At 43.4% G+C, this 26,003-nt stretch carries 24 protein-coding genes; 22 read left to right on the top strand and 2 right to left on the bottom strand.

Features of this window, described 5'->3' with window-relative positions:
* The 17 genes from Q7J41_RS05590 to galE all read left to right on the top strand — a co-directional run.
* The coding region (locus tag Q7J41_RS05590) for a cell wall metabolism sensor histidine kinase WalK (protein ID WP_304886052.1) at positions 1–857 on the top strand (857 nt) is incomplete at its 5' end.
* A gap of 155 nt (positions 858–1,012) precedes the next feature.
* Positions 1,013–1,477, top strand: coding sequence for a tRNA (uridine(34)/cytosine(34)/5-carboxymethylaminomethyluridine(34)-2'-O)-methyltransferase TrmL (trmL, locus tag Q7J41_RS05595; protein ID WP_304886055.1), 465 nt, complete (start codon positions 1,013–1,015; stop codon positions 1,475–1,477).
* Between the two features lie 101 nt (positions 1,478–1,578).
* Positions 1,579–2,679, top strand: a complete 1,101-nt coding sequence (locus Q7J41_RS05600) for a lysylphosphatidylglycerol synthase transmembrane domain-containing protein (protein WP_304886056.1) — start codon at positions 1,579–1,581, stop codon at positions 2,677–2,679.
* Positions 2,680–2,705: 26 nt separating this feature from the next.
* Positions 2,706–3,548: a fumarate hydratase gene (locus tag Q7J41_RS05605; protein WP_304886058.1), complete on the top strand. Its 843-nt coding sequence runs from the start codon at positions 2,706–2,708 to the stop codon at positions 3,546–3,548.
* A gap of 1 nt (position 3,549) precedes the next feature.
* Positions 3,550–4,113, top strand: coding sequence for a Fe-S-containing hydro-lyase (locus Q7J41_RS05610; RefSeq protein WP_304886060.1), 564 nt, complete (start codon positions 3,550–3,552; stop codon positions 4,111–4,113).
* 11 nt (positions 4,114–4,124) lie between these two features.
* Positions 4,125–5,381, top strand: a complete 1,257-nt coding sequence (locus Q7J41_RS05615) for a pyridoxal phosphate-dependent aminotransferase (protein ID WP_304886063.1) — start codon at positions 4,125–4,127, stop codon at positions 5,379–5,381.
* 44 nt (positions 5,382–5,425) lie between these two features.
* The gene (locus Q7J41_RS05620; RefSeq protein WP_304886064.1) at positions 5,426–6,439 is read left to right on the top strand and encodes a LacI family DNA-binding transcriptional regulator; all 1,014 of its coding nucleotides are present in this window, start codon (positions 5,426–5,428) and stop codon (positions 6,437–6,439) included.
* 131 nt (positions 6,440–6,570) lie between these two features.
* Positions 6,571–7,737, top strand: a complete 1,167-nt coding sequence (locus Q7J41_RS05625) for a TraB/GumN family protein (protein ID WP_304886066.1) — start codon at positions 6,571–6,573, stop codon at positions 7,735–7,737.
* Positions 7,738–7,855: 118 nt separating this feature from the next.
* Positions 7,856–8,686, top strand: coding sequence for a basic amino acid ABC transporter substrate-binding protein (locus tag Q7J41_RS05630; RefSeq protein WP_304886068.1), 831 nt, complete (start codon positions 7,856–7,858; stop codon positions 8,684–8,686).
* Between the two features lie 325 nt (positions 8,687–9,011).
* Positions 9,012–9,674, top strand: coding sequence for an amino acid ABC transporter permease (locus tag Q7J41_RS05635; protein ID WP_304886069.1), 663 nt, complete (start codon positions 9,012–9,014; stop codon positions 9,672–9,674).
* Between the two features lie 10 nt (positions 9,675–9,684).
* A complete protein-coding gene (locus Q7J41_RS05640; RefSeq protein ID WP_304886071.1) occupies positions 9,685–10,443 on the top strand; it encodes an amino acid ABC transporter ATP-binding protein in 759 nt (252 codons plus the stop codon).
* A 100-nt stretch (positions 10,444–10,543) separates the two neighbouring features.
* A complete protein-coding gene (gene hisJ, locus Q7J41_RS05645; RefSeq protein ID WP_304886074.1) occupies positions 10,544–11,395 on the top strand; it encodes a histidinol-phosphatase HisJ in 852 nt (283 codons plus the stop codon).
* Position 11,396: 1 nt separating this feature from the next.
* On the top strand, positions 11,397–11,975 hold the full coding sequence (locus tag Q7J41_RS05650; protein WP_304886076.1) for a helix-hairpin-helix domain-containing protein: 579 nt from the start codon (positions 11,397–11,399) through the stop codon (positions 11,973–11,975).
* Positions 11,976–12,098: 123 nt separating this feature from the next.
* Positions 12,099–12,737 carry a helix-turn-helix transcriptional regulator gene (locus tag Q7J41_RS05655; RefSeq protein WP_304886078.1) on the top strand — a complete coding sequence of 213 codons (639 nt, stop codon included), beginning with the start codon at positions 12,099–12,101 and terminating at the stop codon, positions 12,735–12,737.
* Between the two features lie 12 nt (positions 12,738–12,749).
* Positions 12,750–13,553, top strand: a complete 804-nt coding sequence (locus Q7J41_RS05660) for a pyruvate, water dikinase regulatory protein (RefSeq protein ID WP_304886081.1) — start codon at positions 12,750–12,752, stop codon at positions 13,551–13,553.
* A 5-nt stretch (positions 13,554–13,558) separates the two neighbouring features.
* A complete protein-coding gene (gene ppdK / locus Q7J41_RS05665; protein WP_304886083.1) occupies positions 13,559–16,204 on the top strand; it encodes a pyruvate, phosphate dikinase in 2,646 nt (881 codons plus the stop codon).
* Between the two features lie 98 nt (positions 16,205–16,302).
* On the top strand, positions 16,303–17,292 hold the full coding sequence (gene galE, locus Q7J41_RS05670) for a UDP-glucose 4-epimerase GalE (protein ID WP_304886085.1): 990 nt from the start codon (positions 16,303–16,305) through the stop codon (positions 17,290–17,292).
* 88 nt (positions 17,293–17,380) lie between these two features.
* On the opposite strand, the gene Q7J41_RS05675 is transcribed toward galE, so the two are convergent.
* Positions 17,381–17,677: a helix-turn-helix transcriptional regulator gene (locus tag Q7J41_RS05675; RefSeq protein WP_026394395.1), complete on the bottom strand. Its 297-nt coding sequence runs from the start codon at positions 17,675–17,677 to the stop codon at positions 17,381–17,383.
* A 15-nt stretch (positions 17,678–17,692) separates the two neighbouring features.
* The gene (locus Q7J41_RS05680) at positions 17,693–19,333 is read right to left on the bottom strand and encodes an FAD-dependent oxidoreductase (RefSeq protein WP_304886088.1); all 1,641 of its coding nucleotides are present in this window, start codon (positions 19,331–19,333) and stop codon (positions 17,693–17,695) included.
* Positions 19,334–19,685: 352 nt separating this feature from the next.
* On the opposite strand from Q7J41_RS05680, the gene Q7J41_RS05685 reads away from it, so the two are divergent.
* The 5 genes from Q7J41_RS05685 to Q7J41_RS05705 all read left to right on the top strand — a co-directional run bounded on the left by Q7J41_RS05685 (position 19,686) and on the right by Q7J41_RS05705 (position 25,997).
* Positions 19,686–20,414 carry an ABC transporter ATP-binding protein gene (locus tag Q7J41_RS05685; protein ID WP_304886090.1) on the top strand — a complete coding sequence of 243 codons (729 nt, stop codon included), beginning with the start codon at positions 19,686–19,688 and terminating at the stop codon, positions 20,412–20,414.
* 3 nt (positions 20,415–20,417) lie between these two features.
* The gene (locus Q7J41_RS05690) at positions 20,418–21,338 is read left to right on the top strand and encodes a SufD family Fe-S cluster assembly protein (protein WP_304886092.1); all 921 of its coding nucleotides are present in this window, start codon (positions 20,418–20,420) and stop codon (positions 21,336–21,338) included.
* A gap of 206 nt (positions 21,339–21,544) precedes the next feature.
* Complete coding sequence (locus tag Q7J41_RS05695) at positions 21,545–23,143, top strand: hypothetical protein (RefSeq protein WP_304886095.1); 1,599 nt, start codon at positions 21,545–21,547, stop codon at positions 23,141–23,143.
* Complete coding sequence (locus tag Q7J41_RS05700) at positions 23,140–24,744, top strand: DUF2334 domain-containing protein (RefSeq protein ID WP_304886097.1); 1,605 nt, start codon at positions 23,140–23,142, stop codon at positions 24,742–24,744. The genes Q7J41_RS05695 and Q7J41_RS05700 overlap by 4 nt, the downstream gene beginning before the upstream one ends.
* Positions 24,741–25,997: a glycosyltransferase gene (locus Q7J41_RS05705; protein ID WP_304886099.1), complete on the top strand. Its 1,257-nt coding sequence runs from the start codon at positions 24,741–24,743 to the stop codon at positions 25,995–25,997. Before Q7J41_RS05700 ends, Q7J41_RS05705 begins: the two co-directional genes overlap by 4 nt.
* Positions 25,998–26,003: the final 6 nt, after the last annotated feature.

Genomic DNA, 26,003 nt, shown 5'->3' on the forward strand with positions numbered 1-26,003 from the left:
CTGAACGATCCATTATCGCTTATGTTATTTCTTTTTTGTTTTTAATTGGGCTAGGTTCCATTGCGGTACTGATTCCCATCTCCTATTTTCTGGCCGGTAAATCGCTTCAGCCGATTAAAGATACCTTTGAGGATCAGAAGAAATTTATTGCCAATGCTTCCCATGAACTGCGAACCCCGCTGACGGTTATCCAAACCAATGTTGAGGTGCTGAAGCTCAAAGAAGATGAACAGATCAAAGATAATATGAAGTGGTTGAACAACATTGCCAGCGAAGGGGAAACCATGGCAAAACTCATCTCCGAGTTATTGCTGCTGGCACAGGCCGAAAATCAGCGGCTGGCCATTGACAAGGAGCTTTTTGATTTATCCTCGATGTGTCAGCAAATGGTCGAACTGATGACCGAATTGGCCAATGAAAAAGAAATTGAGTTAAGTGAGAACATTTCACCGGGAATCCAATACCGGGGGGATGAAGAACGGTTGAAACAGGCAATTCGGATTTTAGTGGATAATGCCATTAAGTATACGCCAATGGGCGGAAAGGTTCAATTATGTCTGGTGCAGGGAAAAAGACACCTGGTTATCGAGGTTAAAGATACCGGAATCGGGCTCACCGAAGAAGATAAGGCAAAAGTTTTCAGTCGCTTTTATCGGGTTGACGATGCCAGAAACCGGGAAACCGGCGGCGTCGGGCTGGGCTTGAATATTGCTGACTATATCGTCAAAAAACATAATGGCAAAATAAAAATTGACTCCATTCCCAACAAGGGGAGTACTTTTTCGATTGTTTTGCCAAAAAGTAATCAAAAACCGGATTCGAAGAAAAATAATATCAAAGGGGATACCCTTCAATAAATAATTAATAAACATAACCAGTAACAAAAGTTCAATTTCTTTGTTGGTGTTGAGATCGCCCCAGATTTTCGGGATTATCTTAAAAAAGAAAGAAATTGGACTTTTTTTCGATTATAATAGAATCAGCAAATAATTTATAATGAAAAGGAATAAATATGAATATTGTATTATATCAACCAGAAATTCCCCAAAATACCGGAAACATTGCCAGAACCTGTGCATTGACAGAGACGAATCTTCATCTGATTAAACCGCTGGGCTTTTCATTGGATGAAAAACATTTAAAGCGGGCCGGCCTCGATTATTGGGAGCTCGTTAATGTGAGTGTCTACGATTCATTTGATCAGTTCCTGGAAAAGAATCCCGAGGCAAAACTGTATATTCTGACAACTAAAGCCACTAAGTTTTATCATCAGATTGACTATGATCAAAATGCGTTTTTGATGTTTGGAAAGGAAACCGCCGGAATTCCTCCGGAAATTCATGAGGCTCATCCCGATAACCGGTTTCGCATCCCGATGAGAAATCATGAAAAGGCCCGCTCCCTGAACCTTTCGAATGCTGTTAACATTGTCTTATACGAAGCGCTGCGACAACACGAATTTCAGGGATTGATTTAGTATGAAAATTCATGAAAATTTCATGAAAATAGCTGAAAATTACATTACTTTACCATAACAGTGTGTTATAATTAATTCAATTGAAATTAGGATGGTACACAATGGATCAAGCAGGAAGTAAAGAAAAGTTTTGGAAATCAGAATTTTGGAAAAAATATTCGAGCTATTTGTTCTTTGTTTTTCTGATCAGCGCAACGGCGATTGTGATCTTAACCCAAGTTGATCCGGAAACCTTTTTAAGAACAATTAAACAGGCCAATGGTTATTTTCTGATCCTTGGAATTGGCTGTGTTTTTAGCTATTGGATATTGGAAGCCTATATGCTGTTAAAGCTGATGCGGCGGGATAATCCCAGTGAGACCTTTCATTTTGCCTGGACCGTGACAATGATCGGTCAGTATTATAATTTAATCACTCCCAGTGCCACCGGAGGGCAGCCCCTGCAGCTCTATGAAATGTCCAGAAAAAAGTATGGATTTGGTTCGGGTACGGCAGTGCTGGTTCAAAAATATGCATTGTATCAAGTGACGGTTACATTTCTGGCTATCATTGCCACAATACTCAGTATCACAACATTGCATCAGAGTTTGGATGCGGCCAAATGGCTGATTGCGATTGGTTTAATTGTGAATATTGCCGGGGTTGTGCTGATATTTATTCTAGCCTTTAATGCCAATGCGGCAAAAGGAATTATGATGGCCTGCGTCGGGCTTTTATTAAAGCTTCGTATTTTAAAAAATGCGGAAAAATATGTTGAAAAGGTCAATCACTTTATCAAAGAATATCAGCTCGCCATTGATGCGTTAAAAAGCCATAAAATGCAGACTGCAAAATTGTTTGCTGTTTCCATTTTACAGATCCTGATATTTTACTCAGTTAATTATTGTGTGTATCGTTCATTGGGTTTAAATGAAACAAATGCCTTCACCATCATTTCGCTTCAGGCGATTCTTTATGTGGCGGTGGCCTTTGTACCCACACCGGGAGCCGCCGGAGGCGCCGAAGCAGGATTTTTGCTTTTGTTTGGACCGATTTACGGATCTGGCAATGCAGTGGTGGCGATGATACTCTGGCGTCTGATTACCTTTTATTTTGTTATTCTGTTTGGCGGAATCTATCTTTCCATCCACTCCATCAGAGTTGGAAAAGATAAAGCGAAGCAAATTGAAAAAGAGTGTGATAATCAAGTTGATAATCTATAGAAAAGATAAAAAATAAGGAGAGTGCAGTGAAAAAAATTGGAATTCAGCAGATTATCGATCATGTTGCAGAAATGTGTATTGAAGCCAATACATTTTTATCAGAAGATATGATGGAAGGACTGCATCGGGCAAAGGGGTCAGAGGAATCAGAAAATGGCAAAGAGATTCTAGAAACCATGCTCTGTAATTTTGAAGTAGCTGAAAATAAAAATATCCCCATTTGCCAGGATACTGGCATGGTTGTTATGTTTGTATCTTTTGGGCAGGATCTGACCATTGCCGGGGGAAGTCTTGAAGAGGCTCTTCAGGCCGGGGTTGCTAAAGGATATGAGCAAGGCTATTTGCGGAAATCGGTCGTTGCCGACCCTTTTATCCGAACAAATACTGGGAATAATACTCCGGCAGTGATTCATTATCAAGTTGTTCCTGGTGACGGATTAAAAATAAAAATCTTACCCAAGGGCTTTGGTAGCGAAAACACCAGCGCTCTGAAAATGCTGAAACCATCAGATGGTATGGCCGGCGTTAAAGAGTTTGTGCTCCAGACGGTGGAAACTGGCAGTCCCAATGCTTGTGCACCGATAGTAGTTGGCGTTGGGGTCGGCGGCACCATGGAAAAAGCCGCCATCATGGCAAAGGAAGCCCTAAGCCGGCCATTAGGGAAACATAATCCGCTGGAACATATTGAAGCCCTGGAAGATTATCTTTTAGAAGCCAGCAATGCCTTGGGCATCGGGCCGATGGGACTTGGTGGGATCAACACCGTGCTGGGCGTCAATGTGGAAGTCTTTCCGACTCATATAGCAGGGTTGCCGGTGGCGGTTAATATATCCTGTTACGTTAATCGACATGTGGAAAGGGAATTATAAAATGGCTGTTGTTGAGATCAAAACACCGATTAAAAAAAAGGAACGCAAGAAATTAAGAGCCGGCGACCATGTGCGGATTTCCGGGATCATTTATACAGCCCGGGATGCGGCGCACAAGCGGATGATGGAGGCGCTGGAAAAAGGACTACCTTTACCAATGGATTTTACCGATGAAATTATTTATTATGTGGGTCCCTGTCCGGCGAAACCCGGCGAAATTATTGGCTCAGCCGGACCAACCACCAGCGGCCGGATGGATATTTACACCCCGGAACTTCTGGATCGCGGGCTGGGTGGTATGATTGGCAAGGGAAATCGAAGCGAGCGGGTTATCAATAGCATGATGAGCAATGATGCAGTTTATTTTGCCTGTGTCGGTGGCGCTGGGGCGCTATTGCAAGACTGTATCAAATCGGTTGAAATCATCGCCTATGAAGATCTGGGAACCGAAGCGATCCGAAAAATTGAAGTTGAAGATTTTCCGGCGATTGTCGTTATTGATACCCTGGGGAACAATTTATATGAAACTGAAAGAAAAAAATACACAAATAAACTATGGATTTAGTGGGAGGAAAGATGAAAAAAGCGGAAATGGTTATTGAAACGTCGTTAAGAGAGGGTGGTACTGACCCGATCTTCAGAATTGCTGGAGAAGCAGCAAATCGTACCAAAGAATTGGGACCGGAGGCCGTCATTAATTCAACCATCGGAGCCCTGATGGATGACAATGGCGAATTAGTGACATTCAAATCAGTCTATGATACATTAAAAGGTTTGCCGAATAATCTGATTGCTGATTACTCAGGACTGGCTGGTCAGCCGGATTTTTTAGAGAAGATCATTGAAGCCTGTTTTAAAGACTGCAAACCGGAAGGTCATATCCGGGCGGTGGCAACCCCAGGCGGAACCGGTGCGGTGCGCCATTCTTTTTGCAATTACACCCAGCTGGGCGATACGATTTTATTAACCGACTGGTATTGGGCAGCCTATGCTACCATTGCTGATGAAAACCACAGAAAGATCACAACCTTCCCACTCTATAATGAAAAGGGTGGATTCAATCTAGAAGGCTGGAAAAAAAGCATCCTGGAGCTGCTGGAAAAACAGAAACGGGTTTTAACCGTTCTCAATACACCAGCTCATAACCCCACCGGTTATACCATTTCACTAGCAGAATGGGAAGCGATTAAGACCTTTGTAACAGAAACGGCCAAAGCCCAGCCTGAGTCTAAAATTATTCTGCTGGTAGATCTGGCCTACATCGATTTTGCCGGAGAAGGTGATGAAGCCCGTCAGTTTATGAAAATGCTGACCGGGATGCCCGATAATGTCCTCACCCTCTATGCATTTAGTTGTTCAAAGGGTTATACCATGTACGGACTGAGAAACGGCGCCATTCTTTGTGTGGCACCTACCGCAGAAATTGCCAGTGAATTTGCCAATGCCTGCACCTATTCCAACCGTGGCAACTGGTCAAACGGCACCCGGGGAGCCATGGAAACGATCACTAAAATTTTCAGTAATGATGAATTGTATAACCAGGCGATGGCCGAACAGAGCTTCTACAAAAGTGTCTTAAGGCGCCGAGCTGCTGCCTTTGTCGAAGAAGCCCAAAAAATAGGCCTGGAAATGGTTACCTATTGCGATGGATTCTTTATCAGTATCCCCTGTGATAAACCAAAAGAAGTCAGCAGTCTTTTAATGGAAAAACACACATTTGTTGTCGCATTGGGAAAAGGCCTTCGTTTTGCACCCTGCGCCGTATCAGAAGAAAAATGCCGCCGTTCACCCCAGTTAATCCTGGATGCCATCAAAGATGTGGAAGGCTGTTAATAATTGACTGGTACTATTGTTTATGAAATTTGAAAGGTGAAGAGATGAGAGTAAAAATCGTAGATGTTGCCAAAGAAGCGAATGTTTCTGTTGCAACAGTATCCCGAGTTGTCAATAATATTCCGTTAGTAAACGAAGAAACAAAAGAACGAGTATTGGAAGCCATCAAAAAAACCGGCTACAAACCCAATGCCATTGCCAGAAGTCTGAAAATTCAAAAAACCAATACCATGGGGATTATGATCCCCGATATTACGAATCCCTATTATACCGAGATCGTTCGTGGTGCCGAAGATGTCTGTGGCATTTACCATTATAATATCATTTTGAGTAATACTGATTTTGATCCAGAAAAAGAAAAAAAATCGCTGAATGTTCTGGTCGAAAAACAATGTGATGGGATCATCTATGTCGGCAAAGATCTTAGTGCTGAAATGCAGGCCGAACTGATCGATGCTCCCAGCGAAGTCGTTTTAGGCTGTATTCCCGATGATAGCGGATTTCTCAGCGGCGTTTTGATTAATAATGAAGTGGCGGCCTACGAGTTGGCTACTGAACTGATAAAATTGGGGCATAAAAAATTCATGCTGTTTTTTGATGAATTGGAAGAAGGCTATATTTATCAGGAAAGAAAAAAGGGTTTTATCAAAGCCTTTGAAGAAAACAACATTGAGTTTGATGACAGCCGTATCCTGAGAGAAAAGCTGAGCCTTTCCGGCGGTTACACGATGATGCAGGAAGCCATTAATACAGGAGTCGATTTTACCTGCGTTTTCTGTTTTAATGACCAGACTGCTCTGGGGGCGATTCGCTGCGCCGAAGAGATGGGCAAGAAAATTCCCGAAGACATCAGTATCTGCGGCTTTAATAATTTCTGGATTGCCGAATGGACCAGACCGCAGATTACCACGGTTGCCCAGCCGATGTATGACATCGGAGCGATTGCCATGCGAATGCTGATCAAACTATGCGAAAAAGACGGAGACCGAACCGTGAAAAATGTTTATGTGCCCCATGAGGTTCATATTCGGGCTTCGGTTAATGAGATCAAGAAATAACAAGAGTTTTATGAAATCTAAGCTTACATTACTATCAGCTAAGAGGCATTAGGATAACTGGTCAGCGTGATTGATTTAGATCATACTGCGTAGACCAGTTTTTTCTGTTGAGCCTGAAGAAAGGAAGTTCATTGGAATCAAATATTACACGGCTTAATTATAATGGCAAAGAAATTATTCTAATTGGTACGGCTCATGTTTCCAAAAACAGTGTGGATGAAGTCCGGGAAACCATGAAAAAGGAGCAGCCCGATTCTATCTGTATCGAACTGGATCAACAGCGTTACGAAGCAATCAACCAAAAAGACAAATGGTCCAATACCGACCTGGTGCAAATCATCAAAAGCAAACGAGCCGGTTTTATGTTTGTTAATATTCTGCTGTCCAACTATCAGCGAAAGCTGGCCGAACAGTTCGGCATCGAATCCGGTCAGGAAATGATGGAAGGGATCGCCTGTGCCAAAGAGTACGGTGCACAACTGGTATTGGCTGATCGTAGCATCCAGATTACCTTCAACCGGATCTGGCGGGGATGCAGTTTATGGGAAAAGGTTAAGGTGCTTTTTTCAATTATCCTCAGTGTGGTGGATGACGAAGAAATTAGCGAAGAAGATCTGGAAAATCTGAAATCCGATGATATGCTGACAGCTGCTCTTTCTGAGATGGGATCGGCTTTCAAAGGCGTCAAAAAGTATCTGGTCGATGAACGGGATCAATACCTGGCCTATAAAATAAAGAATGCCCCAGGAAATACGGTTGTAGCCGTTCTTGGTGCCGCCCATGTGCCGGGGATCAAGGAAGAAATATACAAAGAACAGAATATTGCAGAGTTGGAGGTCGTTCCTCCTAAATCCAATGTCGGTAAGGTGATCGGCTGGATGATCCCGATCATTTTGCTGGCGTTGATCGTGGTGACCTTTATTGCAAACCCCAGTTCCGGTTGGGAGCAGGCAAAAACCTGGATCCTCTGGAATGGTGCCTTATCAGCGTTAGGAACCTTAATTGCCGGAGGACATGTAATCTCAGTGCTGACTGCATTTATTGCGGCACCGATTACGTCGTTAAATCCGTTGCTGGCGGCAGGTTGGTTTGCAGGCATGACCGAGGCGCATTTTCGAAAGCCTAAGGTAGAAGATTTCGAATCGCTCCCCAAAGATCTCGGCAGCATCAAAGGCCTCTGGCGAAATAAGGTCACTAAGGTACTGATGGTGGTGGTTTTCGCAAACTTGGGAAGCGTATTGGGAACCTGGTTGGGCGGACTTAATATCATCGGAATTTTCATCAATACTTTTTCATAATAAGTGAATAAAGCTTCTCAAAGATCGTTTAAATATGCATCGGGTTTTAAAAAAACTTGTTAATGTTTGTAAAATAATATATAATTAACAACATTAGGAATTTAGAAAGGAGAAGACTATGAAAAGAAAATTATTAGGTCTATCACTGGTCGTTTTATTGTTATCGGCACTTGTTCTGACAGGCTGTTCCACCGGAGGATCCAAAACATCAGAAGATGCTTTAGCGGATGGGGTGTTAAGTGTCGGCGTAGATGATACCTACCTCCCAATGGAATTCAGAGATGATCAGAATGAATTAGTTGGTTTTGACATTGACTTTGCCAATGCCTTAGCAAAAGAATTAGGCGTAAAAGTGGAATTTCAGACAGTTGCCTGGGATGGTATTTTCAATGGCTTAAATGCTAAACAATATGATGCCATCATTTCCAGCACCAGCATTACCCCAGAACGTCAACAAGGTTTCAGCATGAGTGATCCTTACGTTGCCAATGGGATTGTCATTGTATCGAGAAAAGATGCAACACCGGTTAAAACGTTTAAAGAACTTGAAGGAAAAACGCTGGGTGCTCAAATTGAAACCACGGCAGATATCGCAGCAGAAAAATTAAAAGTTGATGAAGGCATCAATGTCGAAATCAAGAAATTTGACGGCATGTTAGATGCATTCGCAGCACTTCAGGGAAAACAAATCGACAATGTCATTACCGATGTTGGGGTAGCAATGTACTATGTTGCCCAAAATCCTGATCTGTATGTTGTTAGTTCAGATGTCTTAACCAATGAACCGATTGGAATAACTTCTCGCTTAGCTGATACTGGAACAACTGAAAAGTTAAATGAAGCCATTAAAGCGTTACAGGAAAGCGGTAAAATGACAGAAATTTCGATGAAGTGGTTTGGCGAGGATATGACAAAAGATATCGATACTAAACTGATTGTCATTGAATAGGAGTGTCCATAACTAAATATATCAATGGAATAGGACTTGGTACAGTTTCTGTGACAAGTCCTGTTCATCTGTTTACAGGGCGGAAAGTTATTCAGATAAGTTATTTCCTTGCTAACTGTTTGTACTCTAAAAAAAGAAATTCACTCAGTGTGTTTATCTGAGCATCGTGAGCAAATGTTCGTGAGGGTTGTAGACAAAGTAATTAAGCTGTTAATGTCTTTTTCAGTAATGCGAAATAATGTATTTCGGATGGTTGAAAAAGGTTTTGTCTGCAGTCTGACATGGGTCAGTGTTCAAATTTTTTAATGACGAAGGGAAGATCAACGTGTTAAATGAAACCCAATTATGGGCAATTTTCGATGGAACCATTGTAACTTTAGAGATTGCAATTGTCGCAATTATTTTTGGTGCGGTTTTTGGCGTAGTTGTCGCTCTGGGGCGGCTCTCGAAAAGCAAGACAGCCAATGCACTATCCTGGTTTTATATCTGGTTTTTCAGAGGAACACCAATGTTGCTCCAATTATTTATTATTTATTATGCCATACCGATTATTTATCTGGATGCGACTGGCGCAACATTCACAGTTGACCCAATGATTGCTGCCTTTGTGGCCTTTTCTTTAAATGCCACCGCTTATCTGGCAGAGATTATTCGGGCAGCCATTGAATCCATCGATGGCGGGCAAATGGAAGCGTCAAAGGCATTGGGGATGAGCTATCGTCAGGCGATGACAAAGATTATTATTCCTCAAACCTACAAAAGACTGGTAGCTCCCTTGGGCAACGAGCTGATTATGCTGTTAAAGGATACCTCACTGGTATCCACAATTGCGTTATTTGACTTATTGAGAACGACAAAAACAATGGCAAGCGCAACCGGGTCATGGATTTACTACATTTATGCAGCCGCCATTTATCTATTCTTAACAACCATTATTCAGGTAGTATTTGATATAATGGAAAAGAAACTTGGAATTTACGAAAGATAGGGAAATGAATATGAGTATGGTAAAATTAGTGAACGTCCGAAAATCTTTTGGCAATTTGGAAGTGCTCAAAGGTGTTAATCTTGAGGTTTCGCAAGGCGAAGTAGTCTGTATCATCGGTGCCAGCGGATCAGGAAAAAGTACCATGCTGCGTTGCCTTAATCAACTGGAACGGATATCTGAGGGAGAAATATATATTGAAGATGTGCTTTCGGATAAACGCGCCAACAATAAAGATCTGATGAAGATTGATCCGGTAACGGTGCAATCTTTGTGTACCGAACTGGGCATGGTTTTTCAGAACTTTAACCTGTTTCCACATCTGACGGTAATTGATAATGTCACCATTGCCCCCCTGATTGTAAAAAAAATCGATAAAAAAATAGCTGAAACCAGAGCTCTGGATCTGCTTAGTATGGTTGGTCTGTCTGAAAAGAAAGACGAATATCCCTCCCGTTTATCCGGTGGTCAGCAACAGCGGGTGGCGATTGCCCGAGCCCTGGCGATGGATCCCAAAATCATGATGTTTGATGAACCGACATCGGCGCTGGATCCCGAATTGGTTGGGGAAGTTCTGGCAACCATGCGGCATCTGGCTGAAAAAGGAATGACAATGCTGATTGTTACCCATGAAATTGGCTTTGCCCGGGAAGTGGCCGACCGGGTTATCTTTATGGATGGTGGTGTAATCTGTGAAGAAGGAACCCCTGAAGAAGTACTTCTCAATCCTAAAGAAGAGCGAACCAAAAGCTTTCTCAATAAAATTTTATAAACAACCCTTAAAAAATTGTCGTTGCGGCAATTTTTTTTTATTTGCTTTACAATACATGTCATGATACAATCATCACATGCAAACTTTTGGAGGGATCAAAATGTTACTGGCAAATTATCATGTTCATTCAGATTATTGCGATGGCACCAATTCCCTTGAAGAAATGGTGCAAGCCGGAATTGCGGCGGGACTAACGAGTTTGGGTCTATCAAGCCATTTTCCCCTGCCATTTACCAATGACTGGACAATGAAGGCAGAAAATATCGAGAATTATCTGAACGATATCAAAAATCTGAAAGAAAAGTATGCATTACAAATTGAACTTTACGGCGGCATGGAAATTGATTTTTTCATCGACCGTCAGGATATCAGCGATCTGGCTAAAACCGTTTTACCGCGGTTGGACTACACCATTATGTCCATTCATACCCTGGGAAAAACAACCGATGATGATGTTTCTTACATTGATGAATCCCAACAGGATTTTAAACGGGGCATCGAAAAATATTATCAGGGTGATAATCAGGCTTTTATTAAGGATTATTATCAGGGTATTGAAAAGATGGTGAAGATCTTTGAACCCGATATCTTGGGGCATATTGATTTAATCAAAAAATACAACCAGAATAATTATATTTTTGATGAAAATGATCCCTGGTATCAAGAAACGGTGCGAGCCTGTCTGGATCGGATCGCTGGAACAAAGACACTGATGGAAATTAACACCGGCGCAAATATGCGGATACCCGGAGTGGGACGCTACCCCTCCGATTGGATGATACCAGAGATGAAAAAGAGAAATATTCCCATTACAATTGGTGGTGATAGCCATTCCGTTGGGGGAATTATCTACGAATATAATCAGGCAGAAGCATATTTAGCAGAATGTGGCTATCACGAATATTGGGTACTAAAAAAAGGCCGATGGGAAGCACAGCCTCTGGGAGTGTAGTATGGATAAGCTCGATCGCAATAAAATCCTGTACATTCTCATCGTGCTTGTTTTTTTGGGCGTTTTTTGGGGTTGGTATCATTTTAAAGAAAGCAGTGATGCAACAATCCATGTTTCTGATTCTGCAGCTGTAAATACAGTGGATGGCCAAAACAGCCAAACGGGTCAAGGCGGAATGATGGTGCATATCACGGGTGCAGTCAACAAGCCCGGGGTTGTTTCGTTAAATCGGGATGCGCGGCTGATAGAGGCCATCGAAATGGTGGGCGGGTTGACCGAAACCGCTGATGTCGATGCCCTGAATCTGGCCAGAAAATTACAGGATGAAGAGAAAATTCATATCCCCGCCATTGGTGAAGTTTCAAATACAACGGCGGCCGGTGAAAATACTAAAATAAATATCAATACCGCCAGTCTGGAAGAACTGAAAAGTTTGCCCGGTGTTGGCGATGTGATTGCTCAGGGGATCATCGATTACCGGGAAAAGAATGGCGGATTCAAACAATTGGAAGAATTGAAGGATGTCACGCGGATCGGTGATAAAATATATGAAGGGCTATCTGAATCAATAACGATATGAAAAAGGTTACATACAAATATTATGATAAAAAATTATCAGTAGTGTTTAAAAAATATTTTTATCTGTTTACAATAGAATGATATGTGTTATACTTAATAAATCAAACGGTCAAAGGGGTTGGAGATGGAGTTATCAAACAGACAAAAAGAAATAATCGAGATTGTTAAAGAAAAGCAACCTGTAAAAAGCAACGAAATTTCGGAGCTGCTCAATATCAATCGGGCGACGATTCGCCCGGATCTTAAAATACTGACGATGATGGGTATTTTAGAAGCAAAACGAAAAGTCGGCTACTATCACACGGGTCGATCACTGTTGCATATTTTGGGAAGCTATATCAAAACGATCAATGTTATGGACATTCAAACGGAGGCAACAGTCGTTGAGGAAACATCATCCATCTACGACGGCATTATTACTATGTTCACCAAAAATGCCGGAACCTTGTACGTCGTTGACGGGAAATATCTTTCTGGGATTGTGTCCCGAAAGGATTTTATTAAAGCTATGATTGGAAGAAAAGAGGTAGAATCGCTACCGATTCCGATGATCATGACGCGGATGCCCAATATTATTTACCTGGAACCAACTGAATCCGTTTATGACGCCGCCTATAAAACGATGTCTTATGAAGTGGAATCGCTGCCTGTTGTTACCAAAGAAATTGATGAAAAGGGCGTTCAGCGGTTAGTCCTGATTGGCAAGGTCTCACGAACAAATATTACCCGCTATGTGGTTAACATGGGAAAAAGTGTTGAATAATGAGGTTAAAACTTGAAGAGCATAGTAATTTTCGTCGTTTCGGATACACCAACCGAAATTGGAGAGCTGCTGGTAAAAGCAGGGACAAGCGTATTTGAAAACTCCATCCGGGAAGTACGGTTTCATCCCTTTGTGGATGATAAACTGAGTATTGACTACCTGTTGGATTTGGCAAAACAGGAAAACGGATTGGTTGTGTATCGTTTTGCATCAATCGAATTAAAGCACCATATGGAAACAGAATCCCGAAATAAGGGTGTTCCCATTTACGATGTGATGGGGTCACTGATGGAAACGCTGCGAAGCATAACTGGTGAAGAACCAGTCAGAAACCTGAAGTCCAGTCGGGAACTGGATGCCCATTACATAAAAAAAATCGAGGCCATCGAGTTTGCTGTGAAATATGATGATGGTAAAGATACATCCGACTTGGATCAGGCGGATATTATTCTGATTGGGGTATCAAGAACATCTAAAACACCCATCAGTATCTATTTGGCCAACAATAACTACAAGGTGGCCAATATTCCGTTAATGCCGGAGGTTGAACCACCACAGGAATTATTTAAAATTTCAAACAATAAAATATTTGGGTTGATTCTTGATCCCCACCATCTGGTCAATATCCGGTCAGAAAGAATCCGAGCCATGGGGCTCACCGGAACATCAAACTATGGAAGTTACGAAAGAGTTATGTTGGAGTTAGAAAAAGCACAACAACTTTTCGATAAATTGGAGTGTACTGTCATTGACGTCACATCAAAAGCAATTGAAGAAATTGCAGCGATAATACTTGCAAATATAATGAGGAGGTAGAGGAAATGTCAAAAAAATGGGTTTATTTGTTTAAAGAAGGTAATACAAACATGAAGGAACTGCTGGGGGGGAAGGGTGCTGGTTTGGCAGAGATGACAAACATCGGCTTGCCGGTTCCAGGAGGCTTTACCGTTACCACCGAGGCCTGTACCGAATATTACAATCAGGATAAAAAACTTTCCGATGAAATTGTTGGTCAGATTAATGACTACATGAGTGTTCTAGAAAAAGAATGCGAAAAAGAATTTGGCAATGCCGATAATCCGTTGCTGGTTTCAGTTCGTTCGGGCGCCAAGTTTTCGATGCCGGGAATGATGGACACCATCTTGAATCTCGGACTCAATGATGAAACCGTGGCAGGAATTGCCAAAGCAACTGGTAACGAACGGTTTGCTTTTGACAGCTTCCGACGTTTTATTCAAATGTTCGGGGATGTTGTTCAGGAAATCGGCAAAGAAAAATTCGATCATGTTCTAGAAGCTGCTAAAGAAAAAAATGGCTACAAAGACGACACTGAACTGACCGCCGACGATCTCAAAGAAATCGTGGTTGCCTATAAAAAAATCGTCAAAGATGAAACTGGGGAAGATTTCCCATTGGAACCTAAAGAGCAATTATTAATGGCGATCGAAGCGGTATTCAGATCCTGGAATAACAACCGGGCCATCAGCTACCGAAATATGAATGATATTCCTCATGATATTGGCACTGCCGTCAATGTTCAGTCAATGGTTTATGGTAACATGGGAAATGATTGCGGAACTGGGGTAGCATTTACTCGAAATCCCGCCACCGGACAGAAAAAACTGTTTGGTGAATTCTTGATCAATGCTCAGGGCGAAGATGTCGTGGCCGGAATCCGGACACCTAAAGATATTGATGAACTGAAAGATATTATGCCAGCAGTCTACAAACAATTTCATGAAACCGCCGAATTACTGGAAAACCATTATAAAGACATGCAAGATATCGAGTTTACTATTGAAAAAAGCAAGCTTTATATGTTGCAAACACGAACCGGTAAGCGAACTGCTGCTGCCGCCATTTGTGCTGCCGTAGAAATGGTCGAAGAAGGGCTGATCACAAAAGAAGAAGCCATTCTACGACTCGATCCGATTGCCTTGGATCAACTGCTGCACCCAACCTTTGAAGCAGCTGCTTTAAAAGCGGCCGAACTTCTGGCCACTGGTCTGCCGGCTTCACCAGGCGCCGCCACCGGTAAAATTTACTTTACCGCCGAAGCAGTTTGTACCGCCGTCGCCAATGGCGAAGAAACGCTGCTGGTCAGAAAAGAAACATCCCCAGAAGATATTGAAGGGATGTATGCCGCCAACGGGATTTTAACCGCCCGCGGCGGAATGACCTCTCATGCGGCGGTTGTCGCCCGGGGGATGGGGAAATGCTGTGTGGCCGGATGCGAATCCATCAAGGTGGACGAAGCAGCCAAACAATTCACCGTCGGTAATCAAGTGTTTAAAGAAGGAGATTACATCTCGTTAAATGGTAGTACCGGCAGTGTTTACAAGGGCGGCATCAAAACTGTCACCCCTGAACTGTCAGGACATTTCGGACAGATCATGGCCTGGTCTGATGAATTCAGAACGATGAACGTCCGGACCAACGCTGATACACCGAAAGACGCCTCTGTTGCGGTCGGTTTTGGGGCTGAAGGCATCGGCCTCTGTCGAACCGAGCACATGTTCTTTGATGAATACCGATTACCAAGCGTCCGCCGGATGATTCTGTCCGAATCAAAAGAACAACGAGAAAAAGCTCTGGCAGAAATTTTACCGATGCAAAAAGAAGATTTTATCGGTATTTATAAAGCCATGGAAGGTCGACCGGTTACTGTTCGTTTACTTGATCCGCCACTCCATGAATTCCTGCCGAAAGAAACCAAAGATATCGAAGCATTGGCAGCAGATATGGGCTTTGTAGTGGAAGATATGATCACCGTTATTCAGGGACTAGAAGAATTTAATCCGATGCTGGGTCATCGTGGTTGTCGTCTGGCGATTACCTATCCTGAAATCGCCGAAATGCAAACCCGGGCTATTATGGAAGCCGCCATTGAAGTCAAAGAAAAATATGGCTTTAATGTGATTCCGGAAATCATGATTCCCTTGATTGGGATTAATGAAGAATTAACCTACCTGGATAAGCTGGTCAGAAATACCGCCGAAGTGATTAAAGCTGAGAAAAAATCAGATATCGAATATCTGGTGGGAACTATGATGGAAATTCCCCGAGCCACCCTGATTGCCGATCAGATTGCAAAAACCGCCGAATTCTTCTCATTTGGAACCAATGACCTGACCCAAATGACCTATGGTTTTTCGCGGGATGATGCCGGTAAGTTCATTACCGACTATAAAGAAAAAGGCATTCTGCCAAGTGACCCATTCCAGAGTATTGACGTCGAAGGTGTTGGCAAACTGGTTGAAATGGGTGTGACCCTGGGTCGCAAAACCAAGCCTGATCTTAAAATCGGCGTTTGCGGCGAACATGGCGGCGATCCCAAATCGATTTTCTTCTTCCATAAGGTTGGATTAAACTATGTTTCCTGCTCACCATTCCGGGTGCCAATCGCCCGTCTGGCGGCTGCACAGGCTGCTTTAAGCAACAATAAAAGCGCCTTCACCGATAAATAAATCGCAAGAAACCCTTCGGGGTTTCTTTTTTTTAGAAAAAGATCTATAATAAAGAGAAGTTAAGGATTAAATAATAAAAATAGAAATAGAGGAACAGGATGAAAATTTTAGTATGTGGTGGTGCCGGGTATATTGGATCACATGTGGTAAGTGTGCTGGTGGAGCAGGGGTATGAGGTGGTGGTTCTAGACAACTTCTCAACCGGACACCCGGGAGCGGTGCCCCAGGAGGCGGTGATAGAAGAAGGTGATATTCGGGATCAGGACTTTCTCGGCCGGATCTTTCAGACCCACCAGATTGACTGCGTTATGCACTTTTGCGCTAATTCCCTGGTGGGAGAGTCGATGGAACAACCGATTAAGTATTATCATAATAATGTCTATGGCACCCTGTGCCTGCTGGAAACGATGGTGGAACATGGGGTTAAACGTTTTGTCTTCTCATCCACTGCGGCTGTATATGGGGAACCGGAGGAAAGTCCGATAACTGAAGATAGTATCAAAAATCCCACCAATCCCTATGGTGAGACAAAACTGGCGGTCGAAAAAATGCTGCCGTGGCTGGATCTGGCCGATGGCTTAAAATCGATGACCTTCCGTTATTTTAATGCCGCAGGAGCCCACCCCAGGGGAAAAATCGGCGAAGATCACAATCCCGAAACCCATTTGATTCCATTGATTTTAAAAACAGCCCTGGGACAGCGGGACAAAATCAGTGTTTTCGGTGAAGACTATGCTACTCCTGATGGCAGTTGCATCCGGGATTACATTCACGTCATGGATATTGCCTCCGCCCACATTTTGGGGATGGAGAAACTGCTGGCTGGCGGCGAAAGCCGGGTCTATAATTTAGGGGATGGCAAAGGTTTTTCTGTCAAAGAAGTCATCGCTAAAACAAAAGCACTGACCGGGAAGGCGTTTACGGTGGAAGTCACTGCCCGAAGAGCCGGTGATCCGGCCGAACTGATTGCTTCATCCCAAAAAGCCCAGCAGGAATTGGGCTGGACTCCGGAATATTCGAATTTAGACAAGATCATAAAAACAGCCTGGAAATGGCATCAAAACCACCCCCAGGGCTACGGTGAATAAAATTTTATTTAGAATCTGGAATAGTTGCAGATTAATAATTAATCGCTATGGTTAGTCTCAGAAGCGATCGCATAAAAAACAAAATAGGTTAGAATTCCAGGGTGCTGAAATACTCGGCTGCCGTTAGATCCATGGCTGCGAGGAGCTTTTCAATGCCCTTTAATTTTACCGAATAGTGCATTTCCACACCGATTTTGCGGTTCTCGAGAATCCCCGCTTCCCGGAGTATTTTCAGGTGCTGGGAAAGGTTGGCCTGGCTGTAGTCAAATAACTGATTCAGGACGCATACACACTGGGGCTCAATTAAAAGAAATTTTACGATTTGTAAGCGAACCGGATGTCCCAACGCTTTGAAGATTTTTACTGAAACATCATCAGCATTCATAATTGCCTCTTTCTGTTAATCTTCTTTGGTGGCATCAAAAAACTGAAAGCCCCCAGAGAGATTAAATACGTTTTTAAAATCGTGGTTAAGTAAGATGTTCTGGGTTGCATTACCGGTGACGCCCTTATTGCAATAGGTGATCACTGGCCGGGTCTGATCAAGCAGCGCCAGTTTGCTTCGTAGATCTTGATGGGGAATGTTTTGCGCCTCTGGCAGATGGCCGGCAGCAAATTGTTCAGTTATCCGGGTATCAATGATCTGATAGGTTTCGCCATTATTTAGTTTTTTTTTAAGATCCTCGGCGGTGATCAGTTTTCGGCCTCTATTAAGAGCATTATCGAGGATCATCCCGGTATAGTGAACCGGATCCTTGGTGGTCGAAAATGGTGGTGCATAAGCTAAATCCAGATTAAAGAATTCAGCCACAGTGGCGCCATAGGTAATCAGGGTGACAAAGATATCTAGTCGTTTGTCGACTCCTTCATAGCCGATGATCTGAACCCCCAGGAGTTTTTGGGTGACCCGGTCAGCAATGGCTTTGATCAGCATTTCCCGACCGCCATAATAGCCTGGCTGATTGGGCTTGATATTATGGACAATTTCGATATCGTAGCCTTGGCTGCGAGCTTCCGATTCTGATAAACCGGTGCTGCCAATGCTGATATCAAAGATCTTAAAAATACCGGTGCTCAGATTGCCCGGGTAAATCACGTCGCCCCCAGTAATATTATCACCGCAGATGCGCCCAGTTTTATTGGCAGTCGAACCCAGTGGTCGGTAATGGGGTTTTTTAGTAACCGTCGACCAGGTTTCGATGCAGTCGCCGCAGGCATAGATGTCGGTATCGATGGTCATCATCCGCTCATCAACCCGGATGGCTCCGGTAACACCCAGCAGTAAGCCAGCTTCCCGGGCAAGGGTTACATTGGGTTTAACGCCAGTGGCCACAATAATCATTTCGCCCGGAATCAGGGTGCCGTTTTCCAGAATCACTCCCTGACTGGTCGCTTCAACGACATTGGCGTTTTTCAGGATGGGAATTTCTTTTTTGTTTAACAGCTTTTCAAGATATAAAGACATATCTTCGTCAAGGTTGGGGGTCAGCTTGCCGGCTCGTTCAACCAGGGTCACCTTGATTCCGCATTCGATCAGATTTTCCATCACTTCAAAGCCAATAAAACCGGTACCCACAACCACGGCGGTTTTAGGATGATGACTGTTCATAAAGGTTTTGATTTTCAAGGCATTCTGGACATTTCTAAGAAAAAAGACATTGCCTAATTCAATTCCTTTTATCGGTGGGACAAAAGCCTGGGCACCGGTACTGATAATCAGTTTGTCGTAGGGATCTTCGAAAACGGCTCCAGATTGCAGATTTTTAACCACAACTGTTTTTTGGGGGATGTTGATTTTTAAGACCTCATGGCGGATATGAATATCAATATTGTATTTGGCCTTGAAAAATTCGGGCGTTCGGGGGGTCAATTCCAATATCGATGCGACTTTTCCGCCAATAAAATAAGGAAGACCACACCCGGAATAAGAAATGTCCTGATCTTTTTCATAGATAATAATTTCGGCCGAATCATCATTTCGTCGGGCTTTGGCGGCAGCCGACGTGCCCCCGGCAACTGCTCCTATGACTATAATTTTCATGGTTTTCTCCTTTATTTTAAATCAGACTGTCTACAGCAGGCAGAAAGATAAAGTGCTGGCCTGAGAATAACGTTAACTACATTATAATCAATCAATGATGCAAAAGCAATGAAGATTTAGGGGATCTAGCTGTGAATCACAGTAAGAAAGTCGGGCTTAGGGGTAAATTATGGTTTTGTTGTCAGTAGTGAAAATTTACCCCATGAAATCAATTTCAATTAATATAAAAAGTGATAAAATAATGAAGCTGAGAAAATTAGATAATAATAGACGATCAGTATTACAATTTGTAAAAAATTTGGTATAATGAAAACAGCTACAAAACTTTGAAAAGAACAGATGAGGAGAAAAAATGTTAAAGCTCGAAAACATTTCATTTGAAGTCGAAAATGAAAAAGAAATTTTAAAAGACGTTAATTTAACCATCGAAAAAGGTAAATTTATCGCCATAACCGGACCAAACGGTGGTGGGAAATCAACCCTAGCTCGAATTATATCCGGGGTTTTGAAACCCACCAAAGGTAAAATTACATTTTATGGCGAAGATATAACCGATTTATCGATAACTGACCGGGCTCAAAGAGGGATCAGCTTTGGCTTTCAGCAACCAGTGCGATTTAAGGGCATCACCGTCCATGACCTGATCAATATCGCCAAAGGTGAGGATCTATCGGTGATGGATGCCAGCCATTTTCTGTCTGAGGTTGGTCTCTGTGCCAAGGATTATATCCATCGGGAACTCAATGACGGCTTATCAGGCGGTGAAATCAAACGGATTGAAATTGCTACCATCATTGCCAGAAATACAAAATTGTCAATTTTAGATGAGCCGGAAGCCGGCATTGATTTGTGGAGCTTTAACCACCTCATTGAAGTTTTTATGAAAATGCACCAAAGTAAGGAAAACTCGATCGTGATTATTTCGCATCAGGAGCGGATTTTAGACGTTGCCGATGAAATCATCGCCATGGTCGATGGTGCTATCGTCAAGCGAGGCGCCAAAGAAAGTGTATTGCCGGAGCTCCTGCATTGTGAAGATCCGAAAAATTGTTTATACTGTCAAGATATACTGGAGGCATAAGGAATGAACGACATCGCAAAAAAATTATTAAAAGAAGTCAGTGGCTTGGATGAAATGCCAAAAGGGGCTTATAATATTCGTGAAAACAGCAAAACAGTGTCCCGACAGTCCAGCGAAAACATTGAGATCGTCAGCAAGGAAGACAAGTCTGGCATCGATATTATTGTTAAACCCAATACAAAATCAGAAAATGTCTTTATCCCGGCGCTGGTTTCATGTAGCGGGGTTCATGATCTGGTCTACAATGATTTTTTTATTGGCGAAAATGCTGATATCACCATCATTGCCGGCTGCGGAGTCAGCACCGGGGACAGTTGCGACGGATCTGAGCATAACGGGATCCATCGGTTCTTTCTGGGCAAAAATTCGAAGGTACGATACGTCGAAAAACACATCGGCGAAGGAACTGGTACCGGTAAACGGGTCATTGATCCGGTTACCGAAGTGATTCAGGAAGAAGGCAGCTACATGGAAATGGAAACAACCCAGATCAAAGGGGTTGATTCCACCCGACGCTTTACCACCGCCAAACTTAAAGATGGCGCAAAGCTGGTTATCAAAGAAAAACTGATGACCCATGGCGAACAATTTGCTGAATCCAAGTTTGAAGTGGATATGGATGGCGAAGATTCCAGCGTCAATCTGATTTCCCGTTCTGTCGCCCGGGATTATTCCAGACAGACCTTTATTTCAAAAATTAACGGGAATACCCGATGTATGGGCCACTCCGAGTGCGATGCGATCATCATGGATCATGGCGTGGTCAGTGCGATTCCGGAAATAACGGCCAACAGTCTCGATGCCACCCTGATTCATGAGGCGGCGATCGGAAAAATTGCCGGCGACCAGATGATTAAGCTGATGACCCTGGGCTTAACCGAAGGGGAAGCCGAAGCAAAAATTATTGACGGCTTCTTAAATTAATTTATCCAGATACAGAGAACCTCTGATTGGTCAGAGGTTCTATTTTTAGTGGATCTGAAACAATCTGAATATAAACGTCGCAATCGGGTACTAAATCATGTAGTTGTCGAATTATGACATTGCAATCCAGTCAGCGTTGATACAAAAGTAATAAGGGCTCTGTTAAACTGACAAATAAAATTTATATTTTTAAGGGGAAACGCATCATGAATAGAAACATGGACAACAATACCCTTCAGCCAGAGAAAAAATTAAACCAAAGCATTCTCAAAATTCGGGCGTGGTCTTTTGATTATTTATTAAAACCATCGACTCTGGGGGTGCTTGTTTTATTTGGGCTGCTTGTAGTTGTTTTGTTTTTACCCCCGGTCATCGGGATGGCCGATGACGGCAGCACCGCTGCGATTATTTTAGGCAGCAATCTCTATAATCTCGGGGAGCTCGACCCCAAAGAAACCCAGGCCTTTTTTCAAAAAGACTGGGGCATTATGGAATATTTCAACGATAACGGTAACACTCAGATTACCTCCCAGACGCCTTTTCTTAATGCCGCAAAAAATCTGGATATAGCCTATACTTGGGATTGGTTGTTTGATATACGATTTTACGGCGCTGTCATTGCTTTGTTTTATCTGATCGCGATGTACTTTTTGTTTGAAACCGTTACCTATGGCAAGCGCTCCAAATGGGCCTACGTGATTGTTGGTCTGGGAGTGATAATTTTTGGCGATACGGCCTACAGCGCCTGGATCAATTCGTTTTACCCCCAGGCTCTCAGTTTTATTCTGGTGATCATTCTGGGATCATCACTTATTTTAATGGGGCAGGAAAAACTGAATGATTATCTCCTGCTTGGCTGCTTTTTCTTAAGTGCACTGTTGCTTTGTCTTTTGAACCAGCAATATGCCCTGCTTGGTCTTTTTTTGGGTATTCTGGGGATCAATCTCAAATATGTTGATAAAAAAAAACACTATCAACGAATCTGTGTTATTTGTGGTAGTCTGCTGATACTATCTTCGCTGGCGGCATTTTTTATCATGCCTAATGGGCTGACAAAGCTAAGCACTTATCATAGTATGACCCGGGGTGTATTGATGACGGCCAACAATCCGGAGCAGGCTCTGGAAGAATTTTCAATCAATCCTCAGTACGCCGTTTTAACCGGAACCTCTTATTATCAGGCGATTTCGCCAGAAACCATGGATAGCCAGGAGATGGAGACAGCTTTTTTCAGCAAGGTGAACCCCACCGGGGTGGCGATTTATTATCTCGCCAATCCCGGTCAATTATATGAAATGCTCAATCGCTCGGTGGACAGCAGTTTTAATATCCGGCCAGCCTGGCTGGGTAATTACGAAATAACTCAGGGCGATCCGCCGGGAACCCAAACCAGCTTTTTTACCCTGTGGAGTTATATCAAAGCCAATTACCTGCCGGGAAATTTTGGCTTTATCACCATCTGGATGGGCGTGCTCATTGGGGTTTATGTCCGCTTTTTCAGAAAAGGCATTATCGAAAAAAACGAACGCAATACCCTGCGCTTTGTAGGACTGATGACCTGGCTGTTTATCGGACTCTGGGAATTGTATGTCGCAATTATCACCTCCGGGGATACCGATACCCTGGGTCATTTATTTATTTTTTCGCTGACCTTTGATTTGATTTCATTTGTTATTCTGGGGAAATTCATCCATTGGCTCGAAAAACAATTGCGAAAGGTTGATTGGGAGGCTCGCAAACAGGCGTTTAAAAATCGGAACAAGGACAAGAAAAAGAATCAGGAACAGCGAGGTTATCGACTATGAAGCAGAGCATTTTGATCCTGATCGTACTGGCTTTATTGGTTTTGCCGATGTCGATTATTTATGGCGAGGATGCTGGCGATAAGGAAACCATCTCGACGACGACGGAGGTGCTGCTGATCTACGACCAGTTGGCCGCGGACACGGTTTACCGCGATAATCTCAACACGGTGGAAACCCTGTTGAGCGCCCTGTCCCGGACAGCGGAGAGATCTTCCATCGACGATTACCGTGCTGGACAGATGTCAGGTTATCAAAAAGTGATCATCCTAAAAAATACCGAAAACGCCATTAATAATCCGGCTTTTATTGCAGACTGTCAGAATTATTCCGGGGCACTGCTTTATATCGGCTTTGTTGCTCCGGGACTGATTCCAAGTCTGGACAGTGTTCCGATCAGCCGTCAGATGGGACGGACGGTGTCTGTGAATATGAATGGCTTGGCTGGCAATAGCATCTGGATCGATGATTTACGGGTGGTCGATGAACGGCCTGGTCCCGGAGAAACAACCATCGGGGTTGGAACATCAGCTTACCCGTTTTCAAAAACCTTAGATCGGCTGACCTATGTGCCGACCTTAATTAGTGACCCGGGGTTTGCGCTAGGCCTGGGGGAAATCCTGAAAGACTGGTTTGGGCTGGCAACTGCGGCTCATATGACCCTGTTAATCCCGGATATTTATCCCTTTTCTGATTTAAACATGGTCATCGAAACCAGCAATGCTTTTTACGCCAGCGGTATTCCCTTTGCCCTGGGGGTGGTTCCCATCGATGATAACATGGATTTTCCGGCCATGGCCCGGTTTTATCAGGTGTTGCGATATGTTCAGTCAAGAAATGGCACCATCATCGTCCACCGTCCCAGTCCTGTCACCGTGAGCGACGGCAATGCGGTGCTATCGGAAAAAATGTATGCGGTCATCACAAAAATGGTTGAAAACGGCGTCTATCCCCTGGGTCTGGCAACTGGAGAAAGCCTGTTTTTTGATAAGGTCAGCAACGTTAGTCCCTTAAATCTTTTTTCATCAGGGGTAATTTTGCCGGATCCTGGCATCACTGAGCCTGGCAGCAAAGAAACCTGGGCGTTGAGTTCGGCTAGCCTGGGAATCAGTCTTGAAACGATTGAAAGGACCAGCAGCCAGAATCGCAACTTTGGCAATTATCCCATTAATACCACCATTGTCATGCCACTGCCCGAAAATGAAGCGGCGCTGGCTGCGCAGCTGGGGGTCATTAATAATAAGTGGCTTTCGCTGACTGATTATAAACGGCTGAATAATTATTGGACCATCGGCCAGAATACCATTACAAGCAGTGCTTCGGGAATTCGGGTCAACGGCCTTCCGGTCTCGCTGAGCTATGACGAAGAACCCATCGAAGCGGATTATCGCTATCAAAAACCGCCGGAATATAGTCTGGAAAAAATCTTTACGGCTGGCAACACCTTTTTGTTGACAGTGGTGGGGATCATCATTGTACTCTTTATCGTCATCGTCGTTTTCAGCCGCCGAGTATACCTGAACAAGTTCAGAAAAATAGCCCACAATGAAGAAAAAAATGAACCAGTCAAAACTTCCCCGGAACAGGAGGACAATACCCCATGAATGTTTTTGATTATTTAATGCTGATCAACATCTTTTTAATCTGGAGTCTCTTATTTGTGAATATTGTCTTGATTGTGGCCGGATATGTTTACTATCTGAAGGTGGAAAAAGAACCGCCTCCAGAAATCATTGGTGAACATCCCTTTGTTTCAATTATGGTCCCGGCTCATAACGAAGGGGTGGTTATTGTCAAAACCGTGACGGCACTGCTGGCTTTTGACTATCCCTGGGATCGTTACGAAATTATTGTGATCAATGATAACTCATCGGATAACAGTGCCGAACTGCTCAAAGAAATCCAGGACACCAACCCCAGCCGCAACCTGACTGTCATCAATACCGATAATATTACCGGCGGTAAGGGCAAATCCAATGCTCTTAATATTGGCTATCAGCAAGCCAAAGGCGAGTTTATTGCCATCTACGATGCCGATAATACCCCCGAACACAAGGCCCTGAGATACCTGGCTGCCGAACTGAAGGCTGATGATTCGCTGGGGGCTGTGATCGGAAAATTCCGAACCCGAAATAAGGAGGTTAATTTGCTGACCCGCTTTATCAATATCGAAACCCTGTCGTTTCAGTGGATGGCCCAGGCCGGCCGGTGGCAGCTGATGAAGCTGTGCACCATTCCGGGAACCAATTTCATTCTCCGGCGGACCATCATTGAGGCCATTGGCGGATGGGATGAAAAGGCCGTGGCGGAAGATACCGAAATCAGCTTCCGGATCTATTTAATGGGTTATAAAATTAAATTCCAGCCCAAGGCGGTGACCTGGGAACAGGAACCCCAAACCCTGGGGGTCTGGTTCAGGCAACGAACCCGCTGGGTCAAGGGCAATGTTTATGTGCTGATTAAAAACATCGGTTATCTGGTTGATAAGGATGCCAAAAAAATCCGCTTTGATATTTTCTATTTCTTATCCACATATTTTTTGCTTTTGACGGCACTGGTTGTTTCGGATATTATTTTCTTTATGAATATGGCCGGGCTAGTGTCCACGACCATCCAGGGATTCAGTAATCTGCTCTGGTTTACCGCCTTCATAATGTTTATTTTGGGTGTCTTTATTGCGCTGACCACCGAAAAAGGGGAGATGACTGTTTCCAATTTTTTTATCATCGCGCTGATGTACTTCACGTATTGCCAAATGTGGATCATCGTAACAGTCTATGGGGTTTTTCAGTATCTTAAAGACCGCATTAAAAAGCAGGATAGCAAATGGTACAAAACCGAGCGCTTTCAGGGCTAACACGAC

This window comes from Acetobacterium sp., from assembly GCF_030652775.1.
Taxonomy (GTDB): domain Bacteria; phylum Bacillota; class Clostridia; order Eubacteriales; family Eubacteriaceae; genus Acetobacterium.

Coding starts and splice junctions, on each gene's coding strand:
- trmL (WP_304886055.1), top strand. CDS start 1,013: ATGAATATTGTATTATATCAACCAGAAATTCCCCAAAATACCGGAAAC.
- Q7J41_RS05600 (WP_304886056.1), top strand. CDS start 1,579: ATGGATCAAGCAGGAAGTAAAGAAAAGTTTTGGAAATCAGAATTTTGG.
- Q7J41_RS05610 (WP_304886060.1), top strand. CDS start 3,550: ATGGCTGTTGTTGAGATCAAAACACCGATTAAAAAAAAGGAACGCAAG.
- Q7J41_RS05615 (WP_304886063.1), top strand. CDS start 4,125: ATGAAAAAAGCGGAAATGGTTATTGAAACGTCGTTAAGAGAGGGTGGT.
- Q7J41_RS05620 (WP_304886064.1), top strand. CDS start 5,426: ATGAGAGTAAAAATCGTAGATGTTGCCAAAGAAGCGAATGTTTCTGTT.
- Q7J41_RS05630 (WP_304886068.1), top strand. CDS start 7,856: ATGAAAAGAAAATTATTAGGTCTATCACTGGTCGTTTTATTGTTATCG.
- Q7J41_RS05640 (WP_304886071.1), top strand. CDS start 9,685: ATGAGTATGGTAAAATTAGTGAACGTCCGAAAATCTTTTGGCAATTTG.
- hisJ (WP_304886074.1), top strand. CDS start 10,544: ATGTTACTGGCAAATTATCATGTTCATTCAGATTATTGCGATGGCACC.
- Q7J41_RS05650 (WP_304886076.1), top strand. CDS start 11,397: ATGGATAAGCTCGATCGCAATAAAATCCTGTACATTCTCATCGTGCTT.
- Q7J41_RS05655 (WP_304886078.1), top strand. CDS start 12,099: ATGGAGTTATCAAACAGACAAAAAGAAATAATCGAGATTGTTAAAGAA.
- ppdK (WP_304886083.1), top strand. CDS start 13,559: ATGTCAAAAAAATGGGTTTATTTGTTTAAAGAAGGTAATACAAACATG.
- galE (WP_304886085.1), top strand. CDS start 16,303: ATGAAAATTTTAGTATGTGGTGGTGCCGGGTATATTGGATCACATGTG.
- Q7J41_RS05675 (WP_026394395.1), bottom strand. CDS start 17,677: ATGAATGCTGATGATGTTTCAGTAAAAATCTTCAAAGCGTTGGGACAT.
- Q7J41_RS05680 (WP_304886088.1), bottom strand. CDS start 19,333: ATGAAAATTATAGTCATAGGAGCAGTTGCCGGGGGCACGTCGGCTGCC.
- Q7J41_RS05685 (WP_304886090.1), top strand. CDS start 19,686: ATGTTAAAGCTCGAAAACATTTCATTTGAAGTCGAAAATGAAAAAGAA.
- Q7J41_RS05690 (WP_304886092.1), top strand. CDS start 20,418: ATGAACGACATCGCAAAAAAATTATTAAAAGAAGTCAGTGGCTTGGAT.
- Q7J41_RS05695 (WP_304886095.1), top strand. CDS start 21,545: ATGAATAGAAACATGGACAACAATACCCTTCAGCCAGAGAAAAAATTA.
- Q7J41_RS05700 (WP_304886097.1), top strand. CDS start 23,140: ATGAAGCAGAGCATTTTGATCCTGATCGTACTGGCTTTATTGGTTTTG.
- Q7J41_RS05705 (WP_304886099.1), top strand. CDS start 24,741: ATGAATGTTTTTGATTATTTAATGCTGATCAACATCTTTTTAATCTGG.